Source organism: Halanaerobium praevalens DSM 2228 (assembly GCF_000165465.1).
Lineage (GTDB): Bacteria > Bacillota > Halanaerobiia > Halanaerobiales > Halanaerobiaceae > Halanaerobium > Halanaerobium praevalens.
This window is the reverse complement of sequence record NC_017455.1, coordinates 1,073,637-1,099,069: the sequence shown is the minus strand read 5'-3', so window position 1 is coordinate 1,099,069 and position 25,433 is coordinate 1,073,637. Positions and strand designations below refer to the sequence as shown.

The window sequence follows — 25,433 nt, the reverse complement described above, 5'->3', positions numbered from 1 at the left end:
CAAAAATAAGCAGAGCCTCCTTAATTTAAATAATAAAATTAAAATATATTTATTCTAAAGCTTCAGGTCTGCCTGTAATTCCCCAGTTTTCAACTTCAATTTCGCCATTAATAATTTTTTCTTTAATTTCATTAATACGCTCAGCATATGGGGAAGTAACTTCTGCCTTCATTTCTTTAATAGTTTCTAAATCTTGGTCATCAATAGTTCCATTTTTATGAGCATCTAATACAGGCTGTTCAATCTCAGTTAAGCTTGTTAACATAACTCCACCATCTTCAAGAGTAAAGTAAAGGTTTTCTCCACCTTCATAAGTACCCTCATCTACAGCTTTAGCAATATTGAATACTGCATTATCAACTTTTTTAACCATACTAGCAATTACATGACCTGGTTCAACATAGTTTTGGTTTGAGTCAACACCAATTGCATAAATATCTTCTTCACCAGCTGCTTGGAAAACTCCACTTCCAGTACCTCCAGCTGCATGATAAATAACATCTGCTCCATCATCAATCATACCTAAAGCAATTTCACGACCTCTAGCTGGATCTCCAAAAGAATCAGCATATCTTCTTTCTACTTCAATATCAGGGTTGATATACTTAGCACCTTGGTAAAATCCACCTTCAAATCTCTGAATTAAAGCTGAATCAACTCCACCTACATAACCAACAACATTAGTATCACTAACTAAAGCTGCTAAAGCACCTGCAAGGAAAGAACCTTCCCATTCAGCAAAATTTAGAGAAACAATATTATCGGGTATATCTTCACCAAAATCTTGATCGATATGAGAGAACTTAACATTAGGATAATCATAAGAAACAGTTTCTAAAGTATCAGACATTTGGAAACCTACACCAATAATCAAATCAAAACCTCTATTGGCAAATCTTCTTAGAGCTGTTTCATCTTCAGAAGGATCGGAAGGTTCTATATACTGAAAATCAATTCCCAACTCTCTTTCTGCTCTCTGTAGTCCTCGGTAAGCTGAATCATTAAAAGATAAATCTCCAAGTCCACCTGTAGATAAAACAATACCCACCCTAGTGTTTTGAGCAGCTGCTGGAACTGCTGCAAATGTCACCATCATCACAAAAGCTAATACAATTAATAAACTTAAAACTTTTTTCAAAATAATAACCCCCTTATATATTTTTGAATAGTACCAAAATTTATGAATCACAAATACAATATAACATTTTTATATTGTGTTTGCAACATAAAACAAAGCTGAAAAAGATTAATTGTCGAAATTTTGAATTTATTTAAAAATTAAAACCAATTATCTTTTTCTTAAAACCTTAAATTGAAATTGATCACTTCTAAAATAGTTCTTAGAAAAGAGAAAAAGTCTTTCTTGATTATCATAATGCATTTGCTCTAAACAAAGAATCGGAGCATTTTTTTTAACATTAAGTTTATCTATTAATAAATGATTTGCTGTTACAGGAATTATTTCTGCAAAAGCATATTTAATATTTAAATTATATTTGTTTTCTAATAAATCAAAAATAGAATGTTTAAAATCAGACTCACTATCAATTGGAAATAAATTATGATTTAAATAATCAATACAAAAAACTACGGGTTTCTCATCCGCTGTTCTAATTCTCTCGATTTTTAAAATCTTTTTATTTTTTTTGAGCTTCATTTTGGCAGCTAAAGATTTATCTGCTTGCTCTTTTTTTATATCTAAGCCTTTCGTCCCAGGTGTAAAACCTTCATTTTTTATGGTATCAGTTACACTAAATAATTCTTCAATTCCTTTTTTAAAACGAGGAATAGGTTTTGAAACAAAAGTTCCAACACCTTGACTTTTAATAATTTTTCCTTCTTTTTCTAAAACCCTCAGAGCTTCTCTTAAACTGGCTCTGCTTACATCTAATTTTTTGGCAAAAGTAGTTTCAGAGGGGAGTTTATCACCAGCTTTATAAATTTCTTGTTCAATTAAATTTTCAATATGTTCTTTAATTTTTAAGTATAAAGGTCTTTTATCTTGTTTTAAAAAGTCCACTTAACTCCCTCCTTTTTTGTTCAGACGTCTTACCTGTCTGACAACTGTTTTAATAGTATCACAATTCAATTTTTTTGTCAAGATTTTTGACTTCAGATTTTTCAGTTTCATCTGAGCTTTCACCATTAAGAACTGCTTCTAAATCACTTTCTTCTACTAAAACTTCTCGAGGTTTACTACCAGCATATGGACCAACAATTCCATCTTCTTCCATTGAATCAATTAATCTCGCTGCTCGAGAATGACCAATATGTAGTCTTCTCTGCAGCATAGATATTGAAGCACGATATTTAACAACTAACTTGACTGCTTCCTCGTATAATTCATCTTGTTCATCATCAATTGATAATTCTACCTCTTTAATATCATCTTTTTCAATCTTATAGTCAGCAGTTGCTTGACTTTTAACAAAAGAAGTTATTTCCGATATTTCTTGATCAGTTAAAAAAGATCCCTGGATTCTTTGAGGTTTTTGCATTCCAACTGGGGAAAAAAGCATATCTCCTTTACCTAATAATTTTTCAGCTCCACCCATATCTAAAATAGTACGAGAATCTGTAGCTGAGGAAACTGCAAAAGAAATGCGACTTGGAATATTAGCTTTAATTAAACCAGTAATTACATCTACAGATGGTCTTTGAGTAGCAATTATTAAATGGATACCAGCAGCTCTTGACATCTGAGCTAAACGACAAATGTTATCTTCTACCTCATTTGCAGCAACCATCATTAAATCTGATAATTCATCAATAATTACAACTATATAAGGCATTTTAGCTTCTGGATCTTCTACTTGCTTATTATAAGATTCTATACCTCTGCTTCCTGTTTCTGAAAAAAGATCATATCTATTTTCCATTTCTTCTACTACTAATTTCAGTACATTAGCAGCTTTTTGAGGATCAGTAACTACAGGTGTAATTAAATGAGGTAAGCCTTGATAAATATTTAATTCTACTTTTTTGGGATCAACTAATAATAATTTTACTTCTGCAGGTGTTGCTCTATATAAGATACTACTAATTAAAGTGTTAATACAAACACTTTTTCCAGATCCAGTAGCACCAGCAACTAATAAATGAGGCATTTTGGCTAAGTTAAAGACTGCAGTATCACCATCTATTCCTTTGCCTAAAGCTAAGGTTAATTTATCTTCCGCATTTTGAAATTCTTCTGAAACAATTACATCCCTAAATGAAACAGTAATATTATTACCATGTGGAACTTCAATTCCTACAGCAGCTTTACCTGGGATTGGAGCTTCAATTCTTACATCTCTGGCTGCTAAAGCTAAAGATATATCATCAGATAAATTAACAATTTTACTCACTTTAACTCCAGTTGCAGGTTGAATTTCATAGCGAGTAATTGTTGGTCCATGATTAACATTAATCACTTTAGCTTCAACTCCAAAACTATTCAGAGTTTCCTCTAATAATTCACTTTTATTAGCTAATTTAACTTTCTTTTTTCCAGAATTATTTAAAAGAGAGATACCAGGAAAAGTGTAATCACCATATTTTCTACCTTGATCATTGACATTTTTCGATTGATCTTTGCTAATATCAAAATCTTCTTTTACTTCTTTAGGTTTAGCTTTAAAATTATTTCTTTTTGTTTTAACTGATTTATCATTATTTGAATTATTATTAGTAGACTCTTTTTTAGCTTTAACTGTTTTTTGGGGTGGAGTTTTATCTTCAATGATTTGAGCTTGCTTATCTTTTTGAGAATCATCTTTTTCTTTATCTTTTTCTTTATCTTTTTTTGGTTCTTTTTTAACCTCTTTTTTTTCTTGTTTTTTATTCTTTGCCTTTTCTTTTATTTTATTTAAAAAATTAAATTTATCAAAAGATAAATTAGCAAAAAATGATTTAAATTCTTCTTTAAAATTTAAGCTATTTTCTTTGATTGCTTTAATTTTAATTTTTACTTTACTAAAAATATTATGTAAAAATAAATCAAATAATAAAAGCAGACCAATCAATAATATAACAGAAAGAATAATATAAGCTCCATTAACAGCAAATAATTCGGCTAAAAAATAACTAATAGTATTACCAATAATACCCCCAGCTGTATTAAAATTAATAACTAAAGGCTTTTGAACACCTTTACTTAAGTTAATTATTGAAATGATTGCAGTAAAAGCAATTAAAAGACCACCAAATCTACTTGAAAACTTTATTTCTCGAGAGCGAATAAATTGAATTCCCCAATAAATAAATAAAAGTGGAAAAAAATAACTACCACTACCTACTAAAAAATAATAAGCATTACTTAAGTAATTTCCCAAAAGCCCTGCTGAATTACTAAATATTGCTAAATAACTAATTGCAGCAAAGGTGATTAAAAATAAACCCAAGATTTCATTTTTTCTTTTTTCTATTTGGGAATCATTTTTTTTGTTGCTCATCCTTGCTCCTCCTTCAATAAATATAAGTTCTGATTGAATAAAAATTTATAAATAATAATTTGACAAAGCTTATTTAAGTAAATTAAGTAAAATTACTAAAATAGCTAAAATCCAGCAATAATAACTAAAATAATTTAGTTTTTTCTCTGCTAAAACTTTTAATAAAATTTTAATAGCTAAATAACCCGAAATCGAAGCTGCTAAAAAACCTAAAATTACAATTTTAATTTCAAGCTCAAAAGATCCTTTTTCTAAAACATTTAAAAATTGTAATAAGCCAGCTCCTCCAATAACAGGTACAGACATTAAAAAAGAAAACCTAGCAGCAGCTTCTCTATTTAAACCTTGAAATAAAGAGGCAGCTATTGTAGTTCCGGAACGGGAAATACCTGGAATAATTGCTCCTGCCTGAGCTAAACCAACTAAGAAAGGCTGCCAAAATTTTAAATCTTCTACTTCTTTAGTTCCACTTTCTATTTTTTCTGTAATATATAATATTAAACCAGTTAAAATTAACATTAGAGCTGTTAAATAAGAATTAGAAAACAATTCCGCAAAAAAATCTTCAAATAAAACTCCAATTATACCAGTTGGAATAATAGCTAATAAGATATAGATAATTTCTTTTCTCTTTTCTTTTTTAAATAAAATCATATCTTTAATATCTTGCTTAAAAACAATAAAAATAGGAATTAAAGTTCCAATATGTAAAATAACATTAAATAAAATCTGATCTTCTTTAATATTTAAAAAAGATTGAGCAATAACTAGATGACCTGAACTGCTAACTGGTATAAATTCTGTTAAACCCTGAATTATACCCAAAAATATAGCTTGCAAACTATTCAATTTTAAAATCCTCCTTTTATCTTTTTATTATATCATAAAAATAAACATATGTTCAAACTTAAAACCAGCTGCTTTTACACAGCTGGTTAATTTAAACTTAATTTCTATACTTCCATAATTACAGGTAAAATCATTGGATTTCTCTTTATTTTTTGATAAATGTAATTATTAAGTGATTTCCGAATAGTATCTTTAAGAACTGACCATTCTGTCACATTATTTTCTTCACAGTCTTTTAAAGCTCTTTCTACTCGCTTTGTTGCAGATTCAATTAATTCTTCAGATTCTCTAATATAAACAAAACCTCTAGTAATGATATCTGGACCTACTAAAATATTACCATGTTTATCAATTGTAACTACAACTATAATAATTCCATCTTCAGAAAGTAATTTTCTATCTCTTAAAACAATATTTCCGACATCACCAATGCCAAGACCATCAATTAAGACATCACCTGATTGAATTTTTTCTGCTTTAGAAACTTTGTCTTCAGAAAAATTAATCTTGTCTCCGACATCAGCTATATATATATTATCTTTAGGTATACCATTTTTCTCTGCTAAATCTGCATGTTTATATAAGTGTCTATATTCACCATGCACTGGAACAAAGTACTTAGGTTTTACCAGATTAAGCATTAATTTTAATTCTTCTTGACTTGCATGACCTGAGACATGAACTCCAGAAACATCTTCATAAATTACATTTGCGCCTCGACGATAAAGTTTATTAATAGTTTGACCTACAAATTTTTCATTACCAGGGATTGCAGAAGCAGAGATCATAACTGTATCTCCCTTTTTAATATTAATATGATAATGGTCTCCCCGGGCCATCCTAGTTAAAGCTGCATAAGGTTCACCTTGACTTCCAGTTGTTAGTAGAGTAACTTTGCTATCAGGTAAATCAGAACAATCTCTAATATCTACTATCATATCATCTGGAACTTGTAAATAACCTAAACGACGAGCTATATCTACATTATTAATCATACTTCTACCAGTAAAGGCTATTTTCCGATTATATTTAAAAGCAGCATCGACAATTTGCTGAACTCGATGAATATTTGAAGCAAAAGTTGCCACAATTATTCTTTCCCGAGCACCTCTAAATATTTCTTCTACTGTTTCTCCTACAACTTTTTCTGATAGTGTGTATCCCTCACGCTCAACATTAGTACTATCTGAAAAAAGGGCCAGCACCCCTTCTTCACTATCTCCTAATTCTGCTAATTTATGAAAATCAGCAACTTGTCCATCAATAGGAGTTTGATCAAACTTAAAGTCACTGGCATAAACAATAGGTCCTAAAGGTGTATGAATAGCAAGTGCACAAGTATCAGCTATACTATGATTAACCCTTATAAACTCAACCTCGAAACTACCAACTTGATATTTTTTACCGGAGTTTACTACTTTTAATCTAGTATCTTTGAGCAAACGATGTTCTTTTAAATTACCTTCCAAAAGTCCTAAAGTCAATTTAGTACCATAAATTGGAGCATTAATTTCTTTTAGCAAATATGGTAAAGCCCCTATATGATCTAAATGACCATGTGTTAATACAATCCCATTAATCTTGTCCTTGTTTTTAATCACATAATCAAAATCAGGAATTACTAAGTCTATTCCAAGTAAATCATTTTCTGGAAATTTAACTCCCGAATCAATTATCAACATTTCGTCACCAATTTCCAGAACCCACATGTTCTTTCCAATTTCTCCGACTCCACCAAGTGTAGTCATTGAAACATCTTTTATTTTATTGTTATCCTTCATTTAAAAAACAAAACACCTCCATAGTATTTTAAAACTTAATCTTTCTAACTCTTTATTTTTAATCTAACTAAAAGTTTAACTTAAACTTAAAATATTCTAATTTAGAATTACACACAAAAACTATTAATTATATCTTATAAATCAAAAATTAAAACAACCCGATCCAAAGCGTTAATATTATTATACATATTATTCAAATAAAAAACAAGCAAAATTAAACATTTATAATTTTTACACTAAATTGTTAGTGATTAAATTTTCTGCAATTTGAACTGCATTTAAGGCAGCTCCCTTACGTAAATTATTTGCTGTTAACCATAAATTTATCCCATTTTTTAAAGAATTATCTCTCCTTACTCTACCCACTAATACATTATCATTAGTTTCAGTATCAGTCTGTAGAGGATATCTATAATTAAGTGGATCATCTATTAACTCTATATTAGGGCTTTTTTTAATTAAAGATTTTAGAGCTTCAATTTTATAAGAACTTTTTAATTCAATATTTAATACTTCTCCATGCCCAAAAATAACAGGTATCCGAACACAAGTAGCTGTAATAGCTAATTTAGGTTTTGCTAATATTTTACGAGTTTCATTTATCATTTTCATTTCTTCTTTAGTATAATCATTATCCATAAAAGTATCTATTTGTGGAATAGCATTAAAAGCAATTTGATGTTTAAAATGTTTATTTTCTATTTTTTCTTCTTTCAAATAAGCTTTTGTTTGCTCTAACATTTCATCAACCGCTTTTTTTCCAGCTCCTGAAACAGCTTGATAAGTATTAACAACTACTCTTTTTAAACCATATTTTTGGGCAAGTGGTTTTAAAAGCATTACCATTTGGATAGTAGAACAATTAGGATTAGCAATAATTTTTTGATGAATTTTTAAATCAACTGCATTTACTTCTGGGACTACTAAAGGTATTTTTTTATCCATTCTAAAAGCATTGCTATTGTCTATTACTATAGCTCCCTCTTTCTTAGCTTGAGGAGCTAACTTTTTAGCTACTTCAGTGCCTGCAGAAAATAAAGCAATATCTATTTCTTTAAAAACCCCCTTAGTTGCAGTTATAACTTCTAACTTTTGATCTTTAAATTCTATTTTCTTGCCAGCTGAATTTTCAGAGGCAATTACTTTAATTTTTTTAATAGGAAAATCTCTTTCTACTAAAATTTTAAGTATTTCTCTTCCTACTAGACCAGTAGCTCCTACTACTGCTAGATTATACTTTCTCATATATATCTTCTCCTTTCTTAATTACAGCCTTAGCAAAATAGTTTGTTCCCCAGACTCCAATTATTATTAAAATAGCTCCTACTAGTTGGAATTTAAAAAATGATTCATTTCTAAATACTACTCCAGCAAATATTGAAACAACTGTTGTTAAATTAGCAAAAACTGCCGATTCAGCAGCAGTAATCTTAGAAAGAGTATAATTCATCATAAAAAAAGCAACTACTGAAGAAAAAACTCCTAAATAAATTACTGAAATTAAAACACTCTTATTTGCCAACAAACTAAAATAACTTTCTAAAGCAAAACCTTGTCTAAAAAGAGCCACACTATTAAATAATAAAGCACCAAAGCCCATCATCACATATGTAATTTCTACAGGTTTAAACTCTAATGATAACTGTCTAGAAATAATATTATAAAAAGCAGCTGCAATAACAGCTACTCCTAATAAAATTAAACCTAAATAATTTCCTTCAATATTACTTGTACCTCGATTGAAAATAATAAAAAAAACTCCAATAACTGATAAAACTATAAAAAAACTCTGCTTGATACTCGGTTTTTCATTTAAAATAAAAATAGCTAAAATGGTTACTGCAATTGGAGTTAAAGCAATCATCATTCCTGCTTCAGAAGAATTAGTATATAACATACCAGTAGTTTCAAAGATAAAATAAATACCTGGTTGAAATAAAGATAATAAAAACAATTTTTTTAAATTCTTGTTTTTTAAATTAATTTCTATTAAGCCTAAGAGTCTTAATAAGCTTAAACACAAAAATGCTATAGCAAAACGAAAACCAAGTAAGTGGAATGGAGTCATTAACTCCAATCCCTCCTTGATGAATAAAAATGAAAATCCAAAAACTAAACTGAAAGTTAAACCAGCTAAATAAGGAAAATACTCTCTTAGTCTAAACATTTTTATCACTCACTTTTCTCTAACTAATTCTTTGGTGGCCAAGGTCCATAATATTGATAATACTGAGTTTCTACTCCCCCATTATAAAGCTTCCTTCTTTTACTTGCTTCTTTACCAAATACTTTTTCAAATTTAGAGTGAGAAGTAATAATATAATAAGACCAAGTTTCTAATTCTAAAAACTTTTCTCCCATTAATTTATATAAATCCTCTACTTCTTCTTTTTCTCCCATTCTCTCTCCATAAGGAGGATTAGTAATCACATAACCATATTTTCGATTAGTAGAGAACTCTTTAAAATCTTGTTCTTGAAAATGAATAATTTCTTCTACTCCTGCTTGTTGGGCATGGTAACGTGCAATGCTTATTGCTTCTGGATCATAATCATAACCCATAATTAAGCGAGGCTCAACATTGATTTTTTTAGCTTTTTTAGCTTCTACACGCGCCCGGGGCCATTCAAAGTCCTTAAAAATAGGCCATTTTTCAGAATTAAATTTTCTTTTTAAACCTGGAGCCTGATTTTTAGCCATCATAGCTGCTTCAATTAAAATAGTACCTGAACCACAAAAAGGATCAATTAAAATTCTATCTTGATCCCAACGACTTAAATAAACAAGACCAGCTGCTATAGTTTCTTGGATAGGTGCAGTAACTGATAATTCTCTATAGCCTCTTTTATGCAGTCCACTACCTGAACTATCAATAGTCAAAATGGCCCTATCCTTATATAAAGCAAGTTCAATTGGATAAAGTGGGCCATCTTCATCAAACCAACTAATTCCATATTCTGCTTTTAAATTATCAACAACTGCCTTTTTAGTAACAGATTGACAAGTTGGAACACTACTTAATTTAGAATCGATCGATTTAGCACTAACTGGAAATTCTGCATTTTCAGGTAACCACTGCGGCCAATCTAAAGCTTTAACTCCCTCATAAAGCTGATCAAAGTCTCTGGCTTTAAACTCTCCAATTTTAACTAGAACTCTTTCAGCTGTTCTTAACCATAAATTTGCCCTTGCTATTGCTTCCAAATCACCGATAAAAGTAACTCTTCCATTTTTCACTTCGGTAATTTCATATCCCAATTTTTTTACTTCTTTTTTGACTAAGGCTTCCATACCAAAAGTACTTGTTGCCATAATTTCTATCTTTTGCAAATAAATCTCTCCTTTTTACTTATTATTTTATTTTAATTTCAAACTTTAACCTTAAATAAAGTTCAGACTTTATTTAAAGTTGACTCCTGCCTCTTTTAATTCTGCTTTAACCTCAGCTACATTTTCTTTATTGACAGCTTTAGTTGCCTTTAAAATAATATTTGTTTTAAAATCATTTTTAATACTATCTAAAGCAGTAAATTTAACACAATAATCAAATGCTAAACCTAAAATATCTACTTCTTTAACTGCTAAAGACTTTAATAAGCCGGCTAAACCCAAATCACTCCCATCATTATCATAAAAAGCAGAATAACTATCTACTTTCTTTAAACTACCTTTTCTTAATATATAATCAAAGTATTTAGTTTCTATATCAGCTTGGAACTCAGCTCCTTCAGAATTTTGCACACAATGTTTAGGCCATAATAGAGGTCCGAGTCCTTTCTGCTCATTATAAGGGGTATATGGTTTTTGATTATGATTAACTGCAAAACTTAAATGAGATTCTGGATGCCAATCTTGTGAAGCTACAATTAGTTTATATTCCTTTGCTGCTAAATATCTATTAACTGTTTGATTAATCTTAGAGGCTTCTTTTACTCCTAAATTACCATTTTCATAAAAATCATTTTGTAAATCAACCGCAATTAAAGCTTTGTTCATTTTTTTCACCTCTGATTTAATTAAATTATTAAAAGAAAATTAATATTTTATTTCAAAATTATTAAAACCAGTTAAATCTCTGTCTATAATTTTAAGATTATCTACTCTAGCAAATGATGGCCCTTTTTTTAATTTCTTAATCATCTGCCTAATATTAGTTTCCTTTCCTTCAATCACAGCTTCTACTCGACTATCTTTAAGATTTTTAACCCAACCTTTAATTTTTAAAGCAGATGCTTGTTTTTGACAAAAAGCTCTAAAACCTACTCCCTGCACTCTACCTGAAATAAATATTTGTTTTTGAACTTTTTTGACAGTCATTACTAACACCTCCGTCTGTTTACATTATACAGATGATTATAATATCTGGCAAATTTCTTTAAGTTAAACTTTTTAAAAGGCCATTTCAATTTTAGAAATGGCCTTTTAAATAAAATACAATATTTAATAATTATAAACTTAAAGCCCAAATTTAAGCTAAATATTGATTAACTCTAAGAGCTGCCTTAGCTCCTTCAGCTGCTGAAATAATTATTTGTTTATCAATAATATTAGTTACATCCCCTGCAGCCCAAATTCCTTTAGCAGCTGTTTGATTTTGCTGATCAATAATAATTTCTTGCTGCTTATTAGTTTCAACTAAGTTTTTAGCAAAACTACTATTAGCAATCAAACCAATTTCAATAAATAAAGCATTCACATTTAATTCTTTAGTACTTTGATCTTTAGCGTTTTTTATAATAATCGATTCTAATTTTTCTTCCCCAATTATTTGATCTACAGTAGTTTCAGTGTGTACTCTTATATTTTTATTTGCTTTAACCTTATTTTGTAAATATTGATCTCCCATTAATTTAGACTCTAACTCAATTAAATCAACTTCTGAGCCAATATTGGCTAAATCAAGTGCTGCTTCTAAACCAGAGTTACCCCCACCAACTACAGCTACTGGTTGTTCTTTATATAAAAAAGCATCACAACTAGCACAATAATGAACTCCTTTACCAGTTAAAACATATTCTTGTTTTAAACCTAAATGTCTTTTTTTAGCTCCAGTTGCAATAATTACTGCTTGACTTGAATATTTTTTCTTATTATTAGTTTCAATTATTTTTTTATTTGCTTTTTCTTTAATTGCTATTACTTCTTCTCCAATTACTGTTTTAACTTCATATTTAGCAAGATGATCCCAAAAATCAGCAATTAAATCAGCTCCATTAGTTCCTGCTTTACCTAAATAATTATCAATCTCATTAGTTGTAATCACCTGACCACCTATATCTTGAGTTAAAACTAAAAGTTTAATTCCTTTGCGAGCAGCATATAGAGCTGCATTTAAAGCTGCTGGCCCAGCTCCTAAAATGATTAATTCCCATTCTGTTTGCGATAAATCTTTTGTTTTCACTCCCAAAATTTTATTTAATTCCCCCGTTTTTTCTAATTCGATTAAGTCATCATAACCACCTAAACTTTGGTTATTAATAATAATTTGAGGAACAGTTTTATTATTTGTTCTTTTTTTCATCACCTCATAATTATTTTCTTTTTTAATATCAATTTCTTGAAAATCTAAATTTTTACTTTTCAAAAAAGCTTTAGCCTTTTTACAATAAGGACACCAATCTTTAGAATAAACTTCAATTTTTAATACTTTTGACATAATAAATCCTCCTTCTTAAATTAGAGCCATTTGACATAAGTTCTAGTGAATGTTAACATAAATATGGTTGTTAGAAAATAACAGAAATCTAAATATGAGGTGAAATTAAATGGCAACAGTTATGGAATATGCGGAAAATCTTGCAGAAGCAATTGTTGAATCACAAGAATTTCAAGAATTAAAAGAAAAAGAAGCAACTATGGTTGCAGATGAAGATGCAAAATCAATGCTTGATAATTTGAATGCTAAGTATCAGCAAGTTCAAATGATGCAGCAAAACGGTAAGCAGATTAGTGATGAGAAAAAACAAGAATTACAGATGATGGAACAAAAAATGAAGAAAAATGAAAAAATCTCTGAATTCTATGAAGCTCAAAATCACTTTAACCAATTAATGAATTCTGTAAATCAGGTAATAACTCACAAACTTCAAGGCAAAGATGAAGACGCTGAGTAATTATTTATAAAATTTGAAAGAAAAGATAACCGCAGTCAGCTGGCTGCGGTTTTTTTATTTAATTACTACCTGCTTTATAACCAGTAGCAAAAGCTATTTGTAAGTTATAGCCCCCAGTTAAAGCTGCTACATCAATTACCTCTCCCGCAAAATATAAGTTTTCAATTAATTTGGATGCCAAAGTTTTAGGATTAATTTCTGCAGTATTTACTCCACCTCTGGTTACAATTGACCTTTTAAATCCTTTTTTAGCCTTAATTTCAATTTTAAAACTCTTTAATAAGGATAACAGTTCTTCCCTTTCAGCTGCAGTAATCTGGTTTACTGTTTTATTATAAGCAATAGAAGAACTTTTAATAATTACGGGAATTAATTTTTGGGGTAATAAGTCTCCTAAACTATTAGCAAAAAATTTATTTGCATATTTCTCAAAATCTCTTAAAATTCTTTGATCAAGGCTTTGATAGTCTAAAGCAGGTTTTAAATCGATTTCTAATTGATAATCAGCTGGATTTTGATCAATAAACATTGAAGCAGAAATAACTAAAGGGCCATCTAAATAATCTTCTCTAATATTTAAGTCTCCAAAAACACTATAGATTTCTTTTTCATTCTTTAATAATTTAAGTTCAATATACTTTAATTTTAAAGATTCAGCTTCATAAATTAACTTGTTTTTTGTTTTTAAACCACAAAGGCCAGGTTCCGGCTTAGTTATTTGATGGCCTAAAGCTTTAGCTAATTTAAAACCACTCCCATCTGAACCAGTTTGAGGATAAGAAGCTCCACCTGCTGCCAAAATTATTTTATCTGCTTTTAGTTGGCCTCCAAATTTCAATTTAACCCCAACTGCTGTCTGAGCTTCAGTCAAAATTTCAATAACTTGATCTGTAATTATTTTAACTTCATTTTTATATAATTCTTTTTGTAAAACTCTTAAAACTGATTGAGAACGATTTGATTTTGGAAAAACTCTGTCTCCTCTTTCTATTTTAAGTTTTAAACCTAGTCCCTCAAAAAAATAATAAAGTCGATAAGCATCAAATTCTGCTAATGAACTATACATAAACTCAGGCTGATCAACTATATTTTTTATATGATTATTCAAATCAGAATAATTGGTTAAATTACAGCGCCCTTTACCTGTGATTAATAATTTTTTACCTAAATTTTTATTTTTTTCAATTAAAAAAACTTCATTTTGATTTTTAGCAGCTCTTAAAGCAGCCATCATACCTGCTGGGCCACCACCAATAATAATAACTTTTGCCAAAATACAACTTCCTTCCTTAAAATTAATTATTTAGATCGATTTTTAACTGCTTTCTTTATTTTAGTTAAAGCCTTTTTTAATCTAGCTTGAGGACAGGCTAAATTTAAACGCAAATGCATTGAACCTGACTCTTTTCCAAACCAAATTCCAGGATTAAGGCCGACTCCTGCTTTTTGATTCATAAACTCAATTAATTTTTGATCACTTGTAAAACCTAATTGACTACAGTCTAGCCAAACTAAATAAGTTCCTTCTGCTTTGCTAACTTTAATTTCTTTAATATTTTCTTTAATATATTTTTGCAAAAACCTATAATTTGCTTCTAAATATTTAAGCTGTGCTTCCAGCCACTTTTCACCTTCATTATAGGCTGTTTTTAGAGCTAATAGACCAAAAGGACTATTAGATGTTGCAAAACCTGCTTTTGTTTTTTGATAAGCTTTTCTTAACTCTTTTGCTTCAATTAGAGTATAGGAAGTATGTAAACCTGCTATATTAAAAGTTTTACTGGCTGACATAAAAGAAATCACTTTTTTTCGATACTCTTTAAATTCAGCTTTTGCTAATAAAAGTTTAAGTAATGGCTGGTGTTGATAATTAGAATAAACTAAATCAGCATGAATTTCATCACTTAAAAGATAAATATCTTCTTTTTTTAATAAACGTAATAAAGCAAGTAACTCTTTTTTCTTCCAAACCCTCCCTACTGGATTATGAGGACTGCAAAAAATTAAAGCTTTGACTTTGATTCCCTTTTTTTTATGAGCTTTTATTTGTTTTTTAAGCTGAACTAAGTCCATTTGATAATAATTATTTTTTTTGACTAGATTATTTTTAATAAGTTGACAATTATTATTTTTAACTGCTTCAAAAAATGGCCTATAAACAGGTGGTTGAATAATTACAGCCTCATTTGCTTTAGTAATCGTTTTTAAAGCAAAATTAATTGCTGGAACAACACCTGTTCCAAAAACAAGCCATTCTTTTTCTATTTCTAAATCAAATCTATTTTTTAACCAATTGTAAATAGTGGTTTTAATACTTTGATTAGGAAAACTATAACCAAAAATTCCAGTTTGGGCTCTTTTAATTAATTCAGCTTTAATTAAAGGTGCTGTTTGCCAGTCAGAATCTGCAACCCAAAGTGGTAGAATATCTTTATTCCCAAAAATAGCCTCTCTTTTATCCCATTTAATTGACATAGTGTTTTGGCGATTTTCTAGTTTAGAAAAGTTAAAGCTATTCATTTTTTTCTCCTTTCTTTTTAAAAAAATTAATTAAAACTAGGGCTGATACTGTAAGTATCAGCCACTAAAGTTTAGCTTAATCTTCTTTTAAAAATAATTTCATTAATTTTATCATTTGTTTGTGATCTAAACTTCCACCTAATTCCCTACTAGAGTGCATAGCTAAAAGTGGATTACCTAGATCTATGCTTTTAATTCCTAACTGAGTTGCAGCAATAGGGCCAATTGTAGAACCACCTTTTTTGTCACTGCGATTAGTATAAATTTGATAAGAAATATCATTTTTATCCATTAAATCAATTAAGACACCAGCTGTAGTAGCATGAGTCGTATATTTTAAATTAGCATTATATTTAATAACTGGTCCTTGATTTAAAAATGCTCTATTATTTTGAGCAGATTCTTCTCCAAAATTAGGATGAACAGCATGTGCCATATCAGCTGAAACTAAAAAAGATTTTTCAAGAATTGTATAATAATCTTCTTTATTTGCTCCTAAATTATAAATTATTCTTTCAATCAAATTTGAGACAAAAGGTGAATCTGCTCCTTGAGGAGTCTGACTACCTATTTCTTCATTATCATAAAAAATAGTCATCTGGGTCCATTTATGTGTTTTAGAGCTTTTAATTGCTTTTAAAGCTGCATGAGTCATCGAAAGATTATCTTGCGCTCTAGCGGCTATATATTCAGCTTCAGCTCCTAAAAATTGAGCTCTTTGACTTGGATAAAGGTATAATTCACTTTCTACAATCTCTGTCAACTCATACTCAGTATTTTGAGTAATTAACTTATTTAAACTGAAATCTAATTCATCTTTTTCTGCTAAATTATTTTCTTTTGCTTTTGTTTGGGTTATTAGAGCTCTTAAGCCCTTCTTTTTATTTATTTTAGCTTTTTGATTAATCTCTCTATTTAAGTGAATTGCTAAATTAGGAATAATAGCAATATTTTTTTCTAAATCAATCAACTCTTCTTTTAATTCAAAAGATTTTTCAGACTTTAAAACAATTTTACCAGCAATTGAGAGTTCTCTATCATACCAGGTATTTAGAATCGGGCCACCATAAATTTCTGTATTTAAAACAAGCTGACCTTCATTTTCAATTAATGGATCTGGCTTTATTTTAAGAGCTGGACTATCAGTATGGGCAGAAATAATTCTAAAACCATGATCTAAAAAATCTTGACCTGGAATAAAAGCAATTAGTGCAGAATCATTACGACTTACAAAATATTTTTCTCCAATTTTTAAATCCCATTTTTGACTGGGATCTAATTTTATAAAACCATTTGCTGAAAGTTCAGTTTCCAAATTTTGAGTAGCATGAAAAGCTGTTGGAGAATTATTAATAAAATCTATTAGTTCTTGGGCTTCTTTATGCATTATTTTTCACTCCCGCTATATCTATAATTGCTTTTGCATAAATTGCTGTACTTTTAACTAAATCAGAAATAGCAATAAATTCATCTTTTTGGTGAGCTAACTCAGCTTGACCAGGAAAAAGTGGACCAAAAGCTACTCCTTTTTCTACTTTACGAGCATAAGTCCCTCCACCAATAGCTACTGGTTGACTTAGATCATTAGTAAACTCCTGATAAGCATTCATTAATTTTTGAATAAAAGGATCATCTTTTGGAATATAAAGTGGTTTAGCATTTTTAATAGTTTCAAGCTCTATCAAATCATTATCTATTTCTGTTTTGATATCAGCTATTACTTTTTGAGCACTAGATTTAACTGGATATCTAATATTTACTAAAAAAACTACTTCTTTTTGCTCAGCTTTAATAATTCCAGTATTAAAAGTTAATTTAGTTGGAATCTCATCTTGATCCTTACATCCTATTGACTGGCCGTCATATTCAAGTCCAATTTTACTTTGATAAAATTCTAAAAATTTCTTTAATTTGTGGTTAGCAAAAGGAAGTTCAGCTAAAATATTTATTAAATAAGAAATAGCATTTTTCCCATTTTCAGGCATACTTCCATGAGCTGAAATTCCTTGATATAATAATTTAAAATTATTATTTTCAGCTTTAATCGTTAAATCTTCTTTTTGATAATCAACTCCTGCTAAAAGCTCATCTAATTCATCTCTTGTAATTCCACTTAAAACTGCTTCTGCAGAATCAGGAACCATATTAGTTGCATTTCCACCTGCAAGTTTTTCTAATTTAAGTCCTTCTTTTGGAGCTCCATCTAACTCTACTTTAAATTTAAGATCTAAAATTCCTTTTTCAGCATGAATAGCAGGGAAAGTAGCATCAGGACTAAAAGCTAAATCTGGCATTTTTTCTTTTTTAAAATAATGATCTAAAGAAGCCATACCAGTTTCTTCATTAGTACCTAAAATTAAACGAACTCTTTTATTTAATTCAATTCCTAGATCATCTACTATTTTTAAGGCGTATAAGGCTGCTACTGTTGGCCCTTTATCATCTATAGTACCTCGTCCATATATTTTATCAGCATGAATTTCAGCTGCATAAGGGGGATAAGTCCAATCACTACCTTCAGGTACTACATCTAAGTGACAAAGTAAGGCTAAAACTTCTTCTCCAGCTCCAATTTCTACATGTGCAGCTTGATTATCTATATTTTTAGTTTTAAATCCCATAGCTGTTGAAATTTCTAAAGCTTTTGCCAAAGCTTGATAAACAGGTTCACCATAGGGATATTCTGCTGTAGCTTCTTGTTTTACACTCGGTATTTTTACCAATTCTTGGGTGCTTAAAATCATATTTTCTCTTAATGCTTCTGCTCTTTTTAATATTTCTTTTTTCATATTTAGTTTAATAGTTTAAACTATTAAACATTCACCTCCTATTATGATTTTAACTTACTCTTTTATTTTATTCTATCACTTTTATTTATAAATTTAAAATAATAAGCTTTAAAGATCCAGATTAAAATTTATATTTTGAAATTAAATTCAAATTATAGTAAACTAAAGTAAATTAAGGAGTTGTTTCAATGAAATTAAATAAAATTAAGTCTGATACCAAAATTAATCCTTTAGGTCAAGAAATAAGATTAGGTTTTGCTAATAAAAATCAAAATAAGGCAGTCCTTTTATTACATGGTTTTGGTGGTCGAAGTAGTAATTGGAATTATGCTGCTCAAAAAATATATCAAAAAATGAAGATTCCAATTTATGTTCCTCGCTTACCAGGCCATGCTACTAATACCGAAGATTTTTTAAATAGCAATGCAGACCAGTGGCTGCGAAAAGCAGTAGATAGTTATTTATATTTAGCTAGTAGTTATCCTCAAATATATTTAGCTGGATTTTCAATGGGAGGGCTTTTAGCAGCTATACTTGCTGCCAAATTTAAGCCAGAAAAATTATCTTTAGTTGCTCCTGCTTTTTTCACTGTTAACCAAAATATTGTTTTTGCTCCTTATCTTAAATATTTCATTAAAAAAATAGATAATGATTTTAAACTAGAAAAAGAAAATTTAAATAAATTGGAAATTGATTTCCATCAAAATTATAGTTGTTATTATTATCCTCAAGCTCTAGCAGAACTATATAAATTAATGCAGCAGGGGAGAAAATCAATAACTAAAATTAAAACTCCAACTCAGTTAATTTTATCTAAAACTGATGAGCAAGTAGCAACTCCAAAAATTAATGACTTTTTAAATAAAAAAATGGGAAGATTTTTAGTAGATCAAAAGACCTATCAAAAATCATCCCATGTTATTATTAATGATCTTAAAAAAGAAGCTTGTACTCAGGCTATAATAAACTTTTTATTTGATTAACAAATAAATTTAAAAGTCTTTAAATTAAATCTTGTAGTTGTTTTAAATACTTTTTAAATTTAGCAGTAGAATTTTCAATTACAGCTGGTTTTTCCATATTAACTCCAGCTTTCTTTAAAATATTAAGTGGGTAATCACTGCCACCTGCTTTTAGAAATTCAAGATAATTAGCTGCAGCCTCTGGTCCTTGATTTTTTATTTTTTCAGCTAGAGCTGCTGCTGCTGAATAACCTGTAGCATATTTATAAACATAGAAATTATAATAAAAATGGGGAATTCTAGCCCATTCATAATCAAGTTCTTGGTCAATTACTAAAGCTTTACCAAAATATTTTTTATTTAATTTTCTATACATAGTTTTTAGAGACTGAGAAGTTAAGCTTTCTCCATTCTCAACATTTTGGTGAATCATTTTTTCAAACTCTGCAAACATAGTTTGTCTATAAACAGTACCTCTAAATCCTTCTAAAAAATAATTTAAAAGATACAGTTTCTCTTCTTTAGTCTGGGCATTTTCAAGCATATAATCAAGCAATAAATTTTCATTTAAAGTTGAAGCTACTTCTGCTACAAAAATCTTATAATCAGCGTATAAATAAGGCTGGTTTTGATTAGCATAGTAACTATGCATTGCATGTCCCATTTCATGACTTAAAGTAAATAAATTACTAATATCTTGGGTATAATTCATTAAGATATAAGGATGTACACCATAACAGCCGCTCGAATAAGCACCTGAACGTTTACCTTTATTTTCATAAACATCTATCCAACCAGAATTAAAACCACTTTCTACTGTTTCTACATAGTCCTCACCTAAAGGAGCAACTGCTTTTTTAATTATTTCTTTTGTTTTGTCATATTCAAATTTAAGCTCAATTTCTTTGATTAAAGGAGTATAAGTATCATAAATATGAAGTTCATCTAAATTAAGAATTTCTTTTTTTAACTCCATATATTGATGTAAAGGCTCTAAATTATTAGAAACTGTTTCGATTAGATTATTATAAACATCGGTACTAATATTATCACTAGCCAAAGCTGATGCTAAAGAACTCTTATATTTTCTAGATCGAGCATAGAAAACATCTCCTTTAACTGAACTATCAAGTACTGCAGCAAAAGTATTTTCTGAATTTTTATATTCTCCGTGCATAGCTTTAAAAGCATCTTTTCTAACTCGACGATCTTCATTTTTTAATAAATCAATATAGCGACCATGAGTCAAACGCAATTCTTCTTTGTTTTCATCTTCAATTAGTGGGAATTCTAAATCTGCATTATTTAACATACTAAAAATGTTTTCTGAGCTTTGAGTAACTTCACCTGCTAAAGCAAGTACTTTTTCTTCAGCTGCAGAAAGATAATGTTCTTTTTCTCTTAAAATATTATCAAAAAAATGATTAAAAAATTCTAATTTTTCATTTTCTTTTTTATAATCTTCTAATTTAGTAGTTCCTAATTTTATAATAGCAGGAACCATAAAAGAAGTAGAATTAGATAATTTATTATAAGCTGTTAAAGCCTTATTTTTATAATTTTGATATTTATTGTTTTTAGTATTTTGATCATATTTAAGGTGGGCATAAGCATATAGCCTAGCAGTTTTTTCTTCAATTTTAATAATTTTGTTTAAAGAATTAATTAAATACTCAGCACTACTTGTAAAATTTTCTTTTAAAGCTTTAATCTCTTTAATTTCTGTTAAAACAGCTTTTAGTTCTGACTCGAATTGAGAATCAGTTTCATATATATCAGTCAAATTCCATTTATATTTTGCATCAATTTCTTCTCTAGTTTTTAATTCTTTAGGCAAAAGAAATCTTCCTTTCTAGTTTATTACTTTTATTATTTTCATGATTCAATAACCATTTTTTGCGCCAAACTCCACCAGCATAACCGTTAAGAGCACCATTTGCCCCAATAACTCGATGACAAGGTATTATTATTGCAATTGGATTACGCGAATTTGCCTGCCCAACAGCTTGAGCAGCCTTAGGTTTAGAAAGAGCTGCCGCAACTTCTTGATAAGAATAAGTTTGACCATAAGGAATCTCTTTAAGATAATTCCAAACTTTTAAGTCAAACTCACTGCCAGCTAAAGAGATTGGAATTTCAAATTTAGTTCTAGTACCCAAAAAATATTGATTTAATTGATCAAAAATTAAATTATATATATTTAAAATTTTGGGATCTTGATAAAAATTTTCTTGACAATTATTTTTAACTTCTCTTAAATGATCATCAAATTCTACTTTTAATAAAGCTTGATTGTTAAATTCAATTTTCAAAATGCCCATTGGTGAAGGATAATATGTATAATAACTTTTATTATTCAATATTTTCACCTCTAATGGATTTTAAGTAAGCTGGTGTTTCAAAATGGTCTAAATAATGAGCAGCTAAAATAATCATTTCTTTTCGACTAAGTTTTCTTTTTTCAGCCAAAACTAAAATTAATTTTGGTGGAATCAAATCTAAATTTAAAGCCTTTTGATAATAATCTTTTTCTGCTATTTGTAAAACAGGTTTACTTTCAGCTGCAAGTAATAATTTAAGGACATTAATAGTAGTTAAATCCTGATCAGAACTTAAGGTTTCTAAACTACCAGGTACCCAATGATAAAGATTTTCAGCTTCTTTTTTCTGCATGATTTTTAAAATAATTGCAATAAATTCTTTTTCATTTGGGAATTTATCTAATTTAAAATTATTATTATAACCTCCAATTGTAATTCCCCAAGCAAGCAATTTTTCCAAACTAGGAAAAACTTGTGGGTCTTTCACAATTGGTTTTTGTTCTGGATACTTATCTAAATTAAGATTTAAATGAGACTGAATTAAATTTATACTTTTTTGATCAGCTGCAATTTGAAGTAGATTTTTATCTTTTTTAATAGCTTCTGAAATAGCAATAGCTGCTGCTTGAGCTGTATTCATCCCAACTGGTAAAACACGAGCACTGGCTGCAGCTAAAGAACTATAACCACTACTGCGACCTACAATCATTAAATTTTCGTTTTTGCGAGCAATTAAAGCCCTTAAAGGAATTGAATAATATTCTGGATTAAATAAGACAAAACCAGGATAATCTGAATCAGCAGCCTGATAATCTAAAGGATATGAAGCTAAGCTAATAGCATCATTAAATATTTTTTGTCTAAATAGGTCTTCAGTTTTAAGTTGATATTCAGTTAAAAAATGTCTGCTTTCTCTGCGATAAAGTTCTGTTGGTAGTTTTTCCAATTTAGCTTTTTTAAAGCCTGCTAAGTTAGCCTGAAAATATTCTAAAATAAACTCAGCTTCCTTTTTTGCTTCTTTTTTTGCTTCAGCAATTGACTTAGCTGCTAAAGGATCTACATTAAACAGCAGTAAAGCATTAATATAGGCTTCATATTCTCCAGCTTTAGGAATAAAGACAATATTTAATCCCCTTAAGCGAAGATTTTTATTTTGGGGTTGATAACTTTTGCCAAATTTAGAAAAGCCCCAAGCGTGATCATTTTTAAAATAACTATTTTGATATTTACCCTTTTTTACTGCTTTTTTTAATTGAGCTGGCTCAACTCCTGAAAATTTCAAAATTTGAGTTGAGGCCATCCAGCTATTTGCTAAATTGATATCTGCTGTTCCAACAAAATAATCTTCTCCAGCCAAAGCTGCTAAATCTCCATCTTGAGAAGCATCAAGATAAAATTTTGCTTTTAATTTTTGGATTTCTCCATTTTTTTCAATTTCTAAATAATCAATATTATTTGCCTTAAGCTTAATACTTTTTAATTTAGCTGAATTTATTATTTTAATATTTTTTTCTGCTGCCAACATTTTAGCAAATACTTTTTCAGCTTTTTGAGGAGCAAAAGAAATAGAAGAACCAACTTTTTGATGCCACTCAGAAAAAATTCCATGGTTAATATTTCTAGATCTGCTATCATAATTTAAATCAAGAAAATTCAAAGCAGCATAAGTCATTAATCCTCCTGGTTTTTTTCTGTTCATTAATAATATAACTTCCTTACCCTCTCTAGCAGCTGCTACTGCAGCTGTTACACCTTCTGGCTCAGCGGAAAAAACTATTAAGTCACTTTTGCTTTGAGCTAAAGCTGTAGTATTTAAACTAATAAATAATAGCAGGACGAAAATTATAGAAATATTTAAAATCAAACTTTTTCTATTTAACATTTATCTGCTCCTCATTAAATAATTTTCTTAAAATTTAGCACTACCAGGAGTACGAGGGAAAGAGATGACATCTCTAATATTTTGCATACCTGATAAATACATTAGTAATCTTTCAAAACCAAGTCCAAAACCAGAATGGGGAACTGAACCATATTTTCTAATATCTAAAAACCATTCATATTTTTCTAAATCCATATCTAATTCTTCCATTCTATTTTTTAACTTATCATATCTTTCTTCACGCTGACTACCACCAACTATTTCTCCAACCCCAGGCACTAAACAATCAACAGCGGCAACTGTTTTTTCATCATCATTTTGACGCATGTAAAAAGCTTTAATTTCTTTAGGATAATTATAAACCATAATTGGTTTTTCAAAATGCTTTTCAGTTAAATATCTTTCGTGTTCAGACTGTAAGTCAATTCCCCAGCTAACCGGAAATTCAAAATCATGATCACTATTTTCTAAAATATCTATAGCCTCTGTATAAGTAATTCTACCAAAATCAGATTGAATAATTTCTTCAATCATTTCTCTTCTACCTTCATCAATCCACTGATTAAAAAAGTCCATTTCTTCTTCTGCTTCATTAAGAGCAAAATTAAATAAATTTTTAATGAAATCTTCCATTAAAGTCATCATCTCATCTAAATTACAAAAAGCCATTTCAGGTTCAATCATCCAAAATTCTGAAGCATGACGAGATGTATTTGAATTTTCAGCTCTAAAAGTAGGACCAAAAGTATAAACATCACCCAAAGCAGTTGCTAATAATTCAGCTTCTAACTGGCCACTTACAGTTAAACCTGTTTCTTCTCCAAAAAAGTCTTGACTATAATCAATCTTTCCTGCTTCTGTTTTAGGTGGGTTATCCAAATCTAAAGTTGATACCTTAAATACTTCTCCTGCACCTTCTGCATCACCTGAAGTAATAATTGGAGTATGAATATATTTAAAATCTTCTTCATAAAAATAATTATGGATTGCATAAGACATTTTACTGCGAAAACGATTAACAACTCCAAAAGTATTAGTACGAGCTCTTAAATGAGCAATTTCTCTTAAAAATTCAAAACTATGTCTTTTTTTCTGTAGAATAAAATCTTCAGGAGCTTCACCTATAATTTCAATATTTTCTGCTTTCATTTCTACATCTTGTTCTCTACCTTCTACTTTATCTATATAACCTGTAACTTTAATACTGGCTCCAGTATTTATATCAGCTAAAGGGTGTTTATCTGGATCTAAAATCACTAATTGTAAATTTTCTAAAGTTGTGCCATCATTCATTTCTATAAAAGCAATGTTTTTAGATACTCTTTTAGTTCTCACCCACCCCATAACAATAACATCTTGATAACTCTCAATTTTATCACTTAATATATCTTTTATTTTTTCTTTTGCAAAATAATTCATCTTTATTTCCTCCCTCTAATATATAAATTTTCTCTAATATATATATTTCTAGTAATTAGTTTTAAATCCTTTATAAAATACTTAATTTATCTTAAAAAATTAAAAACCCGGAGCAAAAACTCCGGGAGACAATTTGTTACTTTTCTTCTAACTTCATTGGTTCACCACAACAAACTAATTCTCCACCGCCAACTTCTTTAACCTCAACTACATTACCGCAGATTTCACAGCGATAAACTTCTCCCTTTTCTTTAACATTCATCTTATCAATTACCTCCTTTTAAATTAAAATTGAGTTTGAAAATGAATATTTTACTCTTTTAAAATAAGTAACTAATTAAATTATATGTTAAAGCTCCTT

At 29.2% G+C, this 25,433-nt stretch carries 22 protein-coding genes; 2 read left to right on the top strand and 20 right to left on the bottom strand.

Annotation, left to right across the window (positions count from 1 at the left end; translation table 11 throughout):
• Window positions 1-49: 49 nt before the first annotated feature.
• From HPRAE_RS05115 to grxC, 11 genes are all read right to left on the bottom strand, one after another.
• Window positions 50-1,138, bottom strand: a complete 1,089-nt coding sequence (locus tag HPRAE_RS05115) for a BMP family lipoprotein (protein ID WP_014553179.1) — start codon at window positions 1,136-1,138, stop codon at window positions 50-52.
• Window positions 1,139-1,288: 150 nt separating this feature from the next.
• The gene (locus HPRAE_RS05110; protein WP_014553178.1) at window positions 1,289-2,020 is read right to left on the bottom strand and encodes a GntR family transcriptional regulator; all 732 of its coding nucleotides are present in this window, start codon (window positions 2,018-2,020) and stop codon (window positions 1,289-1,291) included.
• A 58-nt stretch (window positions 2,021-2,078) separates the two neighbouring features.
• Window positions 2,079-4,436 (bottom strand): FtsK/SpoIIIE family DNA translocase, encoded by a 2,358-nt coding sequence (locus HPRAE_RS05105; RefSeq protein ID WP_014553177.1) that lies wholly within the window; start codon window positions 4,434-4,436, stop codon window positions 2,079-2,081.
• Window positions 4,437-4,505: 69 nt separating this feature from the next.
• Window positions 4,506-5,285: an undecaprenyl-diphosphate phosphatase gene (locus HPRAE_RS05100; protein WP_014553176.1), complete on the bottom strand. Its 780-nt coding sequence runs from the start codon at window positions 5,283-5,285 to the stop codon at window positions 4,506-4,508.
• A 104-nt stretch (window positions 5,286-5,389) separates the two neighbouring features.
• The gene (locus HPRAE_RS05095; protein ID WP_014553175.1) at window positions 5,390-7,066 is read right to left on the bottom strand and encodes a ribonuclease J; all 1,677 of its coding nucleotides are present in this window, start codon (window positions 7,064-7,066) and stop codon (window positions 5,390-5,392) included.
• 231 nt (window positions 7,067-7,297) lie between these two features.
• Window positions 7,298-8,311, bottom strand: a complete 1,014-nt coding sequence (locus tag HPRAE_RS05090) for an aspartate-semialdehyde dehydrogenase (protein ID WP_014553174.1) — start codon at window positions 8,309-8,311, stop codon at window positions 7,298-7,300.
• On the bottom strand, window positions 8,298-9,233 hold the full coding sequence (locus HPRAE_RS05085; RefSeq protein WP_014553173.1) for a DMT family transporter: 936 nt from the start codon (window positions 9,231-9,233) through the stop codon (window positions 8,298-8,300). Before HPRAE_RS05085 ends, HPRAE_RS05090 begins: the two co-directional genes overlap by 14 nt.
• A 23-nt stretch (window positions 9,234-9,256) precedes the next feature.
• Window positions 9,257-10,396, bottom strand: coding sequence for a THUMP domain-containing class I SAM-dependent RNA methyltransferase (locus tag HPRAE_RS05080; protein WP_014553172.1), 1,140 nt, complete (start codon window positions 10,394-10,396; stop codon window positions 9,257-9,259).
• Between the two features lie 69 nt (window positions 10,397-10,465).
• Entirely contained in the window at window positions 10,466-11,062 is a 597-nt protein-coding gene (pncA, locus tag HPRAE_RS05075) for a bifunctional nicotinamidase/pyrazinamidase (protein WP_014553171.1), read from the bottom strand.
• Window positions 11,063-11,101: 39 nt separating this feature from the next.
• A complete protein-coding gene (locus HPRAE_RS05070; RefSeq protein WP_014553170.1) occupies window positions 11,102-11,383 on the bottom strand; it encodes an acylphosphatase in 282 nt (93 codons plus the stop codon).
• 151 nt (window positions 11,384-11,534) lie between these two features.
• The gene (grxC, locus tag HPRAE_RS05065; protein ID WP_014553169.1) at window positions 11,535-12,722 is read right to left on the bottom strand and encodes a glutaredoxin 3; all 1,188 of its coding nucleotides are present in this window, start codon (window positions 12,720-12,722) and stop codon (window positions 11,535-11,537) included.
• A 109-nt stretch (window positions 12,723-12,831) separates the two neighbouring features.
• Between grxC and HPRAE_RS05060 the strand changes: the two genes are divergently transcribed.
• A complete protein-coding gene (locus HPRAE_RS05060) occupies window positions 12,832-13,179 on the top strand; it encodes a YlbF/YmcA family competence regulator (protein WP_014553168.1) in 348 nt (115 codons plus the stop codon).
• Window positions 13,180-13,237: 58 nt separating this feature from the next.
• Here HPRAE_RS05060 and HPRAE_RS05055 read toward each other — a convergent pair whose 3' ends face one another.
• The 4 genes from HPRAE_RS05055 to pepV all read right to left on the bottom strand — a co-directional run bounded on the left by HPRAE_RS05055 (window position 13,238) and on the right by pepV (window position 18,488).
• Window positions 13,238-14,452 (bottom strand): BaiN/RdsA family NAD(P)/FAD-dependent oxidoreductase, encoded by a 1,215-nt coding sequence (locus tag HPRAE_RS05055; RefSeq protein WP_014553167.1) that lies wholly within the window; start codon window positions 14,450-14,452, stop codon window positions 13,238-13,240.
• Between the two features lie 26 nt (window positions 14,453-14,478).
• Window positions 14,479-15,699: a MalY/PatB family protein gene (locus tag HPRAE_RS05050; protein ID WP_014553166.1), complete on the bottom strand. Its 1,221-nt coding sequence runs from the start codon at window positions 15,697-15,699 to the stop codon at window positions 14,479-14,481.
• 76 nt (window positions 15,700-15,775) lie between these two features.
• A complete protein-coding gene (locus tag HPRAE_RS05045) occupies window positions 15,776-17,086 on the bottom strand; it encodes a M18 family aminopeptidase (RefSeq protein WP_014553165.1) in 1,311 nt (436 codons plus the stop codon).
• On the bottom strand, window positions 17,079-18,488 hold the full coding sequence (pepV, locus tag HPRAE_RS05040) for a dipeptidase PepV (RefSeq protein ID WP_014553164.1): 1,410 nt from the start codon (window positions 18,486-18,488) through the stop codon (window positions 17,079-17,081). The genes HPRAE_RS05045 and pepV overlap by 8 nt, the downstream gene beginning before the upstream one ends.
• A 188-nt stretch (window positions 18,489-18,676) precedes the next feature.
• Here pepV and HPRAE_RS05035 point away from each other — a divergent pair, with 188 nt between their 5' ends.
• Window positions 18,677-19,471, top strand: a complete 795-nt coding sequence (locus tag HPRAE_RS05035; RefSeq protein ID WP_014553163.1) for an alpha/beta hydrolase — start codon at window positions 18,677-18,679, stop codon at window positions 19,469-19,471.
• Window positions 19,472-19,490: 19 nt separating this feature from the next.
• Here the strand turns inward: HPRAE_RS05035 and pepF are convergent, their stop codons facing one another.
• The 5 genes from pepF to HPRAE_RS05010 form a co-directional block, all read right to left on the bottom strand.
• Complete coding sequence (gene pepF, locus HPRAE_RS05030; protein ID WP_014553162.1) at window positions 19,491-21,287, bottom strand: oligoendopeptidase F; 1,797 nt, start codon at window positions 21,285-21,287, stop codon at window positions 19,491-19,493.
• Window positions 21,280-21,819 (bottom strand): methylated-DNA--[protein]-cysteine S-methyltransferase, encoded by a 540-nt coding sequence (locus HPRAE_RS05025; RefSeq protein WP_245528285.1) that lies wholly within the window; start codon window positions 21,817-21,819, stop codon window positions 21,280-21,282. The genes pepF and HPRAE_RS05025 overlap by 8 nt, the downstream gene beginning before the upstream one ends.
• Window positions 21,803-23,653, bottom strand: coding sequence for an FAD-dependent oxidoreductase (locus tag HPRAE_RS05020; protein ID WP_014553160.1), 1,851 nt, complete (start codon window positions 23,651-23,653; stop codon window positions 21,803-21,805). The genes HPRAE_RS05025 and HPRAE_RS05020 overlap by 17 nt, the downstream gene beginning before the upstream one ends.
• Before the next feature lie 27 nt (window positions 23,654-23,680).
• Window positions 23,681-25,072 (bottom strand): asparagine--tRNA ligase, encoded by a 1,392-nt coding sequence (gene asnS / locus HPRAE_RS05015; protein ID WP_014553159.1) that lies wholly within the window; start codon window positions 25,070-25,072, stop codon window positions 23,681-23,683.
• Between the two features lie 136 nt (window positions 25,073-25,208).
• Entirely contained in the window at window positions 25,209-25,334 is a 126-nt protein-coding gene (locus tag HPRAE_RS05010) for a desulfoferrodoxin FeS4 iron-binding domain-containing protein (protein ID WP_014553158.1), read from the bottom strand.
• Between the last annotated feature and the right edge of the window lie 99 nt (window positions 25,335-25,433).